The organism is Runella salmonicolor, assembly GCF_024158025.1.
Classification (GTDB): Bacteria; Bacteroidota; Bacteroidia; order Cytophagales; family Spirosomataceae; genus Runella; species Runella salmonicolor.
The window spans coordinates 289,717-300,610 of sequence record NZ_JAMZEL010000003.1; the positions used below are offsets into that span (position 1 = coordinate 289,717).

Here is a 10,894-nt window from a genome sequence, read left to right on the forward strand (position 1 = left end):
TAAATCTTATGCGGAAATTTTTACTGGCAGGCGTCTGCCTGTTGATGTCTATTTGTGTTCAGCTTCGGGCACAAGAGCGCACGGTTACTGGGACCGTTACCAGCAGCGACGACGGGTCGCCTCTTCCTGGGGTAAGCGTATTAGTGAAAGGGACTACCAAAGGAACCAACACAGATTCGGAAGGGAAATATCGCATTAGCTTACCTGCGGGTGCGCAATTGGTATTCAGTTATGTGGGATTCATGAAGAGTACTGTGGATATTGGTGCCAAAAGCGTGGTGGATGTGGCGTTGTCGCCCGACGACAACAACCTGAATGAAGTTGTGGTAACGGCCTACGGGGGTTCAACTGCCAAGAAGAACCTCACAAGTGCGGTAGCTCAGGTAAGCGGAAAAACCATTGAAAACCTGCCTTTGCAGTCGGTCGACCGTGCTTTGCAGGGTCGTGCTGCGGGGGTACAAGTAACTTCTTTGAGTGGACAACCGGGCGGTGGAATCAACGTTCGGGTGCGTGGGGTAGGTTCTATCAACGCAGGAAACGAACCACTTTACATCATTGACGGAGTACAGGTAGCCAGCGGTGGTCTTTCTTCCACGGCAAGTTCAAACGTGTTGGCCTCACTCAACCCTAACGACATTGAGTCGATTCAGGTGTTGAAAGACGCGGCAGGTTCGGCCATTTACGGTGCTCAGGGAGCAAACGGCGTAGTGTTGATTTCTACCAAACGCGGAAAAGCCGGAAAAACCAAGTTTACGGTTTCGTATCAGGAAGGCTCTACGCAGTTGCTTAAAAAACTGGATGTGCTTACGGCCTCTCAATTTGCTACGCTCAAAATCGAAGGCTTTGTCAACCGCGCTTTAGCCACTAACCAATCGGTAGAAACTGCCCGGGCCAATGCCATTGCCCAATACGGAGACCCTGCTACGGTTCAGAACACCGATTGGCAAGATTATGTATTCCGTACGGGACGTCTTCGTTCTATCAACGCTTCGGCGGCGGGTGGCGACGGAAAAACAAACTTCCGCCTTTCTACTGCTTATGACTATAATGCTGGCCAAGTAATCAAGTCTGACTTCGGTCGCGGAACGGTTCGTTTGAACGTAGACCATCAGGCAACCAAAAAGTTGAAATTTGAAACATCCATTGGTTTGGCGGCTACCAAGCAAAACGGGGCCATCGCCGACGGTGCATTTATCAACAGTCCGTTTTTTGCAGCGGCTTTGATTTTGCCGGGCCAACCTGTTTACAAAGAAGATGGCTCTTACAATGCGCCGTTGACGGGAGCGTTTAGCTATAACCCCGTACAAAGCGTTGAGTATGAAACACGTCTCAACACGACGGTACAAACGGTTAGCAACTTTGCCCTTAATTACGAAATTGTTCCGGGCTTAAAGTTCCGTTCTTTCTACGGAATCGACTATGCCAACAACCGTGACGATGCCTACCGCGATCCTATTGTACCCCAATTTGCTTCAACAGGTGGTAGCTCAACGGTTAATAGCCGCTATACTCTTAACTGGAACACGGCTCAAACATTGAGCTGGAATAAATTATTTGCCAACGATCACGACATCACCGTTTTGGGTGGTGGAGAGTATCGTGAAGAAGTACGCGAAACGGTATCTGCGACAGGCCAGGGATTCCCTAACGGGCTTTTCCGGACATTGGCAGCGGCAGCGCGTCCGATTACAACTACTGGTACGTATACCACTTGGCGTATTGCCAGTTTGTTTGGTTCGGCAAACTACTCTTTTAAAGAAAAATACTTAGCCACGGCAACGTTACGTTACGATGGTTCATCTCGTTTTGGAGCCAACACTCGTTACGGACTTTTCCCAGCGGCATCGGTGGGGTATCGTTTGTCGGAAGAAAGTTTCATGAAAGGATTAACTTGGTTGTCTGAATTGAAAATCTTTGCTGGGTATGGTAAAGCAGGTAACAATAACATCGACAACTTTGCCTCACGTGCCTTGTTTGGATTGGGTGGACAATACATCGACCTTCCGGGGGTACGTCCTTCTCAATTGGGTAACGCAAACCTCTCTTGGGAAGTAGCCACTACCATCAATGCAGGGGTTAACTACTCACTCTTCAATGGTCGTATATACGGAGAAGTTCAGGCCTATCGTAAAGTTAATGACCGACTTTTGCTTTCTCGTCCATTGCCTGATGATAGCGGTTTCGGGTCTATTTTTGAAAACCTCGGAAAAGTAGAAAACAAAGGATTAGAGATTGAATTCAACCATATCAATTTCAATCGCGGTGGATTTAAGTGGGAAACCAACTGGAACGTTTCGTTTCAGCGTAACAAAATCCTTCAATTATTGCCAGGACAAGACCGCATCGGAACTGGTTTGCGCGTAGGTGAGCCAACGTCAATTCATTGGTACCCAACTTATGCAGGAGCTAATCCCGCTGACGGTCGCTCGATGTGGCTCGATACACTCGGCAACCTCACGTACACCGTTCAGGCGCGTGATTCACGAGTTCAAGGAACTCCATTGCCTAAAGGATTTGGTGGGGTGACCAACCGCTTGTCTTACAAAGGGCTTTCATTGGAGTTCTTTTTACAGGGACAATGGGGGAATAAACTGTTGAATAACAACGGCTTCTTTATGGAAAGCTCGGCTTCGGCGGGTTGGAACAACTTGCAAAGCCAGCTTGATCGTTGGACAACCCCAGGGCAAATTACCCGCGTGCCGAGAGCGTACGAAGGTGGTACGGAGCCTGGTAGCAGTTCTCTCCAAACATTTTCGACGAAACAACTTGAAAACGGGGGCTACGTCCGCCTAAAACAAGTGACCCTCAGCTATGATTTGCCTTCGCGGTTGGTTAAAAAGGCTGGCATGAGCCGGGTGAATGTGTTTGCGCAAGCTATCAACCTATTGACATGGACTGCCTACACAGGCTTCGACCCTGAGGTACTGTCGATTGAACTAGGTACATACCCGCAAAGCAAGCAAATCACGGGCGGTATTCAAATCGAATTTTAACACCAAATCATTAGAACAAGATGTTGACAAGACAATTGAAAAATATAAGTTTAGCGGTGTTGGTGGCGGTTGCTTCTTCGTGCAGTGACCTACTCAATACGGAGCCAAAACAATCGGTGAGTTCCGATGTGGCACTCAAGGATATCACGGGGATTCGGGCGCTGCTGATTTCAGTGTATGACCGTCTGCAACCCAGTACTTATTATGGTGCCCGCATCATGATTGCTCCTGAAATCATGGCTGATAACGTTCGTTTGACCAATACCAACTCAAACCGTTATTTCAACGAGCGTGTCAATGCCCCGAGCGCCCACATGCAGCAGTTTTGGGCCAATTATGCGGCAATCAATGAGGCTAACTTTATCATCAGTTCCATTGACGCTGCCAATACTACCGCCGCTGATAAAGCACAGATCAAAGGAGAAGCGCTTTTCTTGCGTGCTCTTCTGTATTTTGACATGGCTAGGGTGTTTGCCTACGAGCCTACCAAAGTGGTCAATGGGTTTAATGAAGGATTGATTCTGCGCACTGAGCCTACCGACGACGTATCTAAGGCTGATTTCCGGGCACGTTCTACCATTGAAGAAACGTATCAATTTATTGAGAAGGATTTGAAGGATGCCATTGCGTCTTTTCCGGTCACGGGTAACCGCTTTCGGGCCAACAAAGCTGCGGCTAACGCGCTTTTGGCTCGGGTGTATCTTTACTGGGAAAAGTACGCAGATGCCATTACTTATGCTACGGCAGCTTTGGATGCTCCCAACGGTGCATCTTTGGTAAGTGGAGCCAATTATGTGGCAGCTTTTGCGGCAGCACCCAACCCTGAATCGTTTTTCGAAATCAACTATGTGCAGGCTACTGAGAGTTTGGGTGTGAATGAGTCTATGCACTCACTGACAACAAATTTAACGACTGGTAACTGGGGGGATGTAGTGCCAACCAATGAATTGTTGGGCTTGTACGAAGCGACGGACATCCGTCGTACGCAAGGGTTTTTTGCCGCCACCAAAGGAGGCGAGGCGGTATTTTTTAGCCGTAAATTCCCTGGTGCACGTGGGCCGTTCACCGATAATATTCCCGTTATTCGTTATTCAGAAGTATTGTTGATTCGTGCAGAAGCCTACGCCGCAACGGGTAAGGCTGATTTGGCCCTTGCCGATCTGAACCGTATTCGTACGCGAGCAGGTGCAACGCCAGTGGCAGCTACCGTAACAGGTACTGAACTGATGGATGCCATCATGCGCGAACGTCGTTTAGAATTGGTGTTGGAAGGCCACCGTTTCTTTGACCTAAAACGTCGTGGGGAAGTTATTACCAAGGCGGCTCTTTCTGCTCCCGTTCCTTACAGTGATTTTAGAATTTTGGCTCCACTTCCCGTGGGACAAATTCAACTTAACCCTAAGCTAAAACAAAATCCGGGCTATTAATTTTCGGTCGTTTGGCAATGGATAAATCATTGTTTGTCAGAAACATAAAAATGTAAAAACATGAAACATAAAATCATTTATTTTTTCGCGATGGGGCTGCTTACCCTGTCATTGAGCGGGTGTTTTGAGAATCCTACTTGGACCTACGACGCGGCACCTGTTGCCGAATTTAAGAACCCTCGGGCAGGTTTTGCCACGCAACCCGCCAACAACGTATCCAATGGCGTATCTCAACGGACCATCCGTCAACTGTTGACCCGAGATAGTATTTTGGTTCAATTGGTAGGGCCACAGCAAAGCGCACCCATTACGTTAGGTTATACGATTGATGCTTCTAAGAGCACTGCCGTGGAGAATGTTAACTATCGTATTCTCGAAACCAAAGGTTCGGTGACGATTCCAGCCAACAGCAGTTCGGCGTACATCAAATATGAGATTTTACCAGGAATTGCGGCTTCGGTTCCAGCTACGCAAAACTTTGCGTTGGTGATGACCCTATCTGGCAATGAGCAGGTAAAACCAAGTGAAAATTACAAAACGTTTACGGTGAATATTCGTCGATAAACGGGCATATTTCTTCGTTACTCAAAAGAAGCGACGCCATTTATGGTGTCGCTTCTTTTGTTTCATTAGACGACACAAAAATCAACTTCGTCGATGCCAAATCAAAAACCGTTCTTTTTTGATTAAATAGCTATGAAATAAACCAAATCGGAACGCATAAGTCAGCCCTAAAGGGTATTTTTGCCCTTTACTTTAATAGATTTTTATCTACTACGAATACCTAACTGGAATGAGCAAACCTGTAAAATCAATTTTAACCGTACTTGTTATTTTAATCATAACTGGCTTGGCGTTTTATCCCCGGCTTAAAGAATATACCTCCAAAAAGGAAGAAAAAGGGGCAACAGCGCCCACAGGCGGTGGACCAGCAGCAAAGGGTGGTGCCAAAGGCGGCGGACCAGCACCTATCAACATTATGGTCATTGGTAATCAGCGCCTTGAGGAGAAAATACTTTCGACAGGAACCATCATTGCAAACGAAGAAGTGGACATTCGTAGTGAAATTGCGGGACGTATTACTTCCATTAATTTTAAAGAAGGCGACTACGTAAAAAAAGGGACGGTGTTGGTGCGTATCAACGATGCAGATTTACAGGCCCAGCTTCAAAAATTACAATATCAGAAAAAATTGGCCGAGGTAAACGAAGAGCGTCAGAAAAAACTGTTGGAAAAAGAAGCTATCAGTCAACGTGATTATGACATTAGCTTGACAAACCTTAACAGCATGAATGCCGACATTCAGAACCTTGCGGCCCAAATTGCTAAAACGGTGATTCGTGCGCCGTTCGACGGTACCATCGGCTTGCGTTATGTGAGTGAAGGAAGTTATTTGTCGCCGGGGACCGTGGCTAAAATTGCTACCCTGACCAACGTAAATCCTGCTAAAATTGATTTTTCGGTTCCGGCCAAATACGCGGCCAATGTTGCCAAAGGCACCGCCATTACGTTTACCACCGAAAGCGGCGATGAAAAATTTTATGGTCGTGTATACGCCATCGAACCTAAAATTGACCCCAATACGCGTACCCTCACGCTGCGGGCTACCAGTCCCAACAACAACCGTAAGCTGTTTCCGGGGTCGTTTGCCCGGATTGAAATTATCCTTAATACCAAAGCAAATGGCATACTTGTACCCACGGAGGCCGTTATTCCTGGTCTGAAAGGACATAGCGTGTTTGTGGTGCGAAATAACAAAGCCGAGCCAGTGGAAGTGCAAATCGGTACGCGCGGTGATAAAACCATTGAGATAAACAAAGGGTTAAACGTTGGAGACACGCTAATCACTTCGGGCATTTTGCAGGTGAAGCCAGGAGGGCCTGTTGACATCAAAGAAGCAATGGTTAAACAGTAATTCAGCCTCTTGTTGAAAATATACAATTAAATATGGCATCTTTATCTACAACCAGCATTCAGCGTCCCGTTTTGGCGGTAGTTATGTCGCTGATTATCATCATTTTTGGATTGATTGGGTTTTCGTATTTAGGGGTGCGGGAGTATCCTAGCGTAGACCCACCCGTGATTAACGTCGGGACGAGTTATACGGGAGCCAACGCCGAAATCATTGAATCGCAGATTACGGAGCCGTTGGAAGAGTCCATTAACGGTATTTCGGGAATCAAGACCCTGACTTCGTCGAGCCGCGACGGTCGTAGTAACATCACCGTCGAGTTTGATTTGGGGGTTGATTTAGAAACCGCCGCCAACGACGTTCGCGACCGCGTTTCTCGTTCGTTGGGACTTTTGCCGCGCGACATCGACCCGCCAATTGTTTCCAAAGCAGATGCCGATTCCAACCCCATTTTCTTCCTGAACGTTAAGAGCGAGAAACGCTCGATGCTCGACCTCAATGATGTAGTGGACCGACAAATCAAAGAGCGCCTGCAAACCATTGCGGGCGTAAGTTCGATTCAGGTATGGGGCGAAAAACGCTACTCGATGCGTTTGTGGATTGACCCACTCAAACTGGCGTCGTATCGGCTCACGGCCATCGATGTGTTGAATGCCCTTACCAAACAAAACATAGAATTGCCTTCGGGAACCATTGAAGGCGCTTCGACTGAGCTTACCGTGCGTACCTTGGGCCGTTTGACTACGGTAGAGGAGTTTAACAATCTGATTGTCAAAGAAGAAGCTGACAGGGTTGTTAAATTTGTCGACGTAGGTCGTGCCGAACTAGGCCCCGAAAATGAGCGCACGCTTATGCGCCGCGATGGCGTGCCGATGGTGGGGGTAGCCGTAGTGCCTCAACCGGGAGCCAACCAAATTGCCATCGTCGACGAGGTCTACAAGCGTTTTGAACAAATCAAGAAAGAGCTACCCGCCGACATTGTGCCCGCTATTGGGTTTGATTATACCCGTTCGGTGCGCCGCTCTATTGCCGAAGTGGAAGAAACCATCATCACCGCTTTTATCTTGGTGGCGTTGATTATCTTTATCTTCTTGCGCGACTGGCGCAGTACGCTGATTCCGCTGACGGCCATCCCAGTGTCGTTGATTGGTACGTTCTTTCTGATGTACATCATGGGCTTTTCAATCAATGTCTTGACCTTGCTCGGAATCGTGCTTTCTATCGGTCTGGTGGTAGACGATGCCATTGTGGTGTTAGAAAATATTTATACCAAAATCGAAGAAGGGATGTCGCCGTGGGATGCCGCAATTACGGGTTCCAAAGAAATTTATTTTGCCATCATTTCTACCACCGTTACGTTGGCGGCGGTGTTTTTGCCGATTATCTTCTTGCAGGGTGTTACGGGCCGATTATTCCGAGAGTTTGGAATTGTGGTAGCGGGTTCGGTGATTATCTCGGCCTTTGTGTCGTTGACGCTGACGCCGATGCTGAGTTCTAAGCTGCTCAAAACGCGCCATAAGCAACCTTGGTTGTACCGCGTTACGGAGCCTTTTTTCCAGTGGCTCAACGGCGCTTACGAATCATCGTTGGCGGGTTTTATGCAGGTGCGTTGGTTGGCGTGGGTGTTGATGGTCGGCTTTATCGGTATTATTTACGCGCTGTTCAAATACGATGCCATTCCGTCCGAATTGGCTCCGATGGAAGACCGTCGCGGATTGAGGGTATCGCTGACTTTACAGGAAGGTGCTACGTTTGATTTTACGGATAAATACCTCATGGAATTTGCCAAAGTGGTGGAAGATGAGGTTCGTCCCAACGAGCGCGATGCTTTGATTACCATTACAGCACCAGGTTTTTCTACCAATGCCACCAATACGGGTTTTGTGCGGGTGGTATTGAGCGAACCTGAATTGAGGCAGCGGTCACAAATGGAGATTTCTGATGCGATACAGGCAAAAGTGAAGAATATTTCGGGGGCAAAGTCATTCGTTATTCAAGACCCTACGATTCAAACTGGACAACGTGGCAACAACTTTCCGGTATCGTACGTGATTCAGGCAACGAGTTATGAAAAATTGCGGGGGGTAATTCCCGAACTCATGAAGCGGGTGAATGAAAGTTCGATGTTTGTAGGAACGGACGTAAACTTGAAATTTACGAAGCCTGAAATTCGACTTGAAATTGACCGCGATAAAGCTCAAAACCTAGGCGTTTCGATTCAGGATATTGCCCAAACGCTTCAACTGGGGCTTTCGGGACGTCGTTTTGGATACTTCCTGATGAACGGCAAACAATACCAAATCATTGGGCAAATCGACCGTGTTGACCGCAACGACATCATGGATTTGAAATCGCTGTTTGTGAAAAGCAACCGGGGAGAATTGATTCAGTTGGATAATTTTGTCAAATTGACCGAGCAAAGTTCTCCGCCGCAGTTGTTCCGTTTCAACCGCTCGTCAGCCGCTACCGTAACCGCAGGCCTGGCCAAAGGCGTGACGCTGGGCCAAGCCCTCGACGAAATGGATAAGATTGCGAAATCCGTGTTGGATGACACCTACACCACGGCCTTGGACGGACAGTCGCGTGAGTTTAAAGACAGTTCGTCTTCGCTGTTGTTTGCCTTTGGTTTAGCGCTGGTGCTAATTTATTTGATTTTGGCGGCCCAGTTTGAAAGCTTCATCGATCCCATCATTATTTTGTTGACGGTACCCTTGGCGGTTTGCGGGGCCTTATTGTCGCTCTGGGATTTTAGCCAAACCCTCAATGTTTTCAGCCAAATTGGCATCATTACGTTGGTGGGGCTGGTCACCAAAAACGGTATCTTGATTGTGGAGTTTGCCAACCAGCAGAAAGAAGCAGGGCTTAACAAACTGGAAGCGGTTAAAGCGGCCTCAGCGGCGCGTTTTCGCCCAATTATCATGACGAGTTTGTGCGCGATTTTAGGGATTTTGCCCATTGCTTTGGCGTTGGGTGCAGGTTCCGAAAGCCGCGTTTCGATGGGAATTTCGGTAGTAGGAGGGTTGTTGTTTTCTACTATTCTGACCTTGTACATCATCCCGGCCATTTATTCCTATTTGTCATTGAGTAATAAAAAACATTCTGATAAAGCCGCCCCTGAAAAACTGATGGCGGAAGAAGCGTAATAGTGCTGTTATTCCATACCCTTTCTTTAGAGCCTCTGCAGAAACGCAGAGGCTTTTTTTGTGGGAAAGCCCATTAAAAATATTTTTTCTTCGTGGGAAGATAGTAATATTGCGCTTTAAGCAAAATGCCAATTCTGTGAAACAAATTCTCATTATCAACGGCCCTAACCTTAATCTGTTGGGCAAACGCGAGCCAACCATTTATGGCAGCCAAACATTTGAAGAGTACTTCCAAACCCTCCAATCCCTGTTCTCAGACGTAGAACTGCACTATTTTCAGTCTAACCACGAAGGAGCACTGATTGATAAAATTCACGAGGTCGGTTTTACGTTTGATGGAATCGTGCTGAATGCTGGGGCTTATACCCATACTTCGGTGGCCATTGCCGATGCCCTATCAGCTGTCACGACGCCTGCCGTGGAGGTACACATTTCCAACGTTCACGCCCGCGAAGCGTTTCGGCACCATAGCTACCTGAGCAGTCGTGTCAAGGGGGTTATTGTGGGTTTGGGGCTGAAAGGGTACGAATTGGCGGTTAGGTACTTTTTATAAAATCGAGAGAAGGGAACCGAAAAATTTTAAACTGCAAAACTGCAAAATTTTATACTGATAAATGCAAATGCTGTGATTGCCTGTGCGCTCGGTTGTGAGCAGCCGAGTAGCGTATTTCAAATACCTTAAAATTTATGCCGAAATGCGTAAAACCGAAAAATTTTAAACTGCAAAAGGTAAACTGCTGCGCAAAACGACGTCTAAATCCAAATAAAAAGATGTCTTACATTTTAAAATGTCAGCAATGAACTACCGAAAGTTTGATTTAGAAGAACGGTTGATTGATTTTGGGGTTTTAATCATTGAAGCGAGTGAAAGGTTGCCAAAAACGGCTGCTGGTAGGCATTTGGCCGACCAACTTCTCAGGTCAGGAACGGCGCCTGCGCTTGTGTATGGCGAAGCGCAGGCCGCTGAATCAAAGAAAGATTTTGTGCATAAAATGAAGATTGCGCTCAAAGAACTTCGGGAGACGTCTATAAACCTTCGGATGTTGTTGAAGGCGAATATGCTCACAGATGAGCCCCTGTTGAGTGAATCGCGTCAGCTAGTGGCTATTTTTCAGAAAAGTGTCGATACGGCAAAGGGAGGAGAAGCATAAAAGCAGGAGCGGCAAAAGTGAAGCTATTAGAAGCAGGAACCGAGAAACCGATGAACCGCAAAATGATAAACTGAAAAAGTGAAATGCCAAAAAAGTTTTTACAGTTTTACGGTTATTATTTCCCTTTTACATTTTGCTGTTTCTCGTTTTTACAGTTTTACGGTTATTATTTCCCTTTTACATTTTGCTGTTTCTCGTTTTTACAGTTTTACGGTTATTATTTCCCTTTTACATTTTGCTGTTTCTCGTTTTTACAGTTTTACGGTTA

General features: G+C 46.9%; 7 protein-coding genes. All 7 read left to right on the forward strand.

Going from position 1 to position 10,894, the window contains the following annotated elements:
- The first annotated feature begins 8 nt into the window (after positions 1-8).
- The 7 genes from NCI00_RS10445 to NCI00_RS10475 all read left to right on the forward strand — a co-directional run bounded on the left by NCI00_RS10445 (position 9) and on the right by NCI00_RS10475 (position 10,626).
- Positions 9-2,993, forward strand: a complete 2,985-nt coding sequence (locus tag NCI00_RS10445) for a SusC/RagA family TonB-linked outer membrane protein (protein WP_253527210.1) — start codon at positions 9-11, stop codon at positions 2,991-2,993.
- A gap of 20 nt (positions 2,994-3,013) precedes the next feature.
- A complete protein-coding gene (locus tag NCI00_RS10450) occupies positions 3,014-4,420 on the forward strand; it encodes a RagB/SusD family nutrient uptake outer membrane protein (RefSeq protein ID WP_253527212.1) in 1,407 nt (468 codons plus the stop codon).
- A gap of 60 nt (positions 4,421-4,480) precedes the next feature.
- Positions 4,481-4,984: a hypothetical protein gene (locus tag NCI00_RS10455; protein WP_166559181.1), complete on the forward strand. Its 504-nt coding sequence runs from the start codon at positions 4,481-4,483 to the stop codon at positions 4,982-4,984.
- Positions 4,985-5,213: 229 nt separating this feature from the next.
- Positions 5,214-6,335 carry an efflux RND transporter periplasmic adaptor subunit gene (locus NCI00_RS10460; RefSeq protein ID WP_253527214.1) on the forward strand — a complete coding sequence of 374 codons (1,122 nt, stop codon included), beginning with the start codon at positions 5,214-5,216 and terminating at the stop codon, positions 6,333-6,335.
- 32 nt (positions 6,336-6,367) lie between these two features.
- A complete protein-coding gene (locus tag NCI00_RS10465; protein WP_253527216.1) occupies positions 6,368-9,475 on the forward strand; it encodes an efflux RND transporter permease subunit in 3,108 nt (1,035 codons plus the stop codon).
- A 136-nt stretch (positions 9,476-9,611) separates the two neighbouring features.
- Complete coding sequence (gene aroQ / locus NCI00_RS10470; RefSeq protein ID WP_253527218.1) at positions 9,612-10,028, forward strand: type II 3-dehydroquinate dehydratase; 417 nt, start codon at positions 9,612-9,614, stop codon at positions 10,026-10,028.
- A gap of 244 nt (positions 10,029-10,272) precedes the next feature.
- A complete protein-coding gene (locus NCI00_RS10475) occupies positions 10,273-10,626 on the forward strand; it encodes a four helix bundle protein (protein ID WP_253527220.1) in 354 nt (117 codons plus the stop codon).
- The last annotated feature ends 268 nt before the right edge of the window (positions 10,627-10,894 follow it).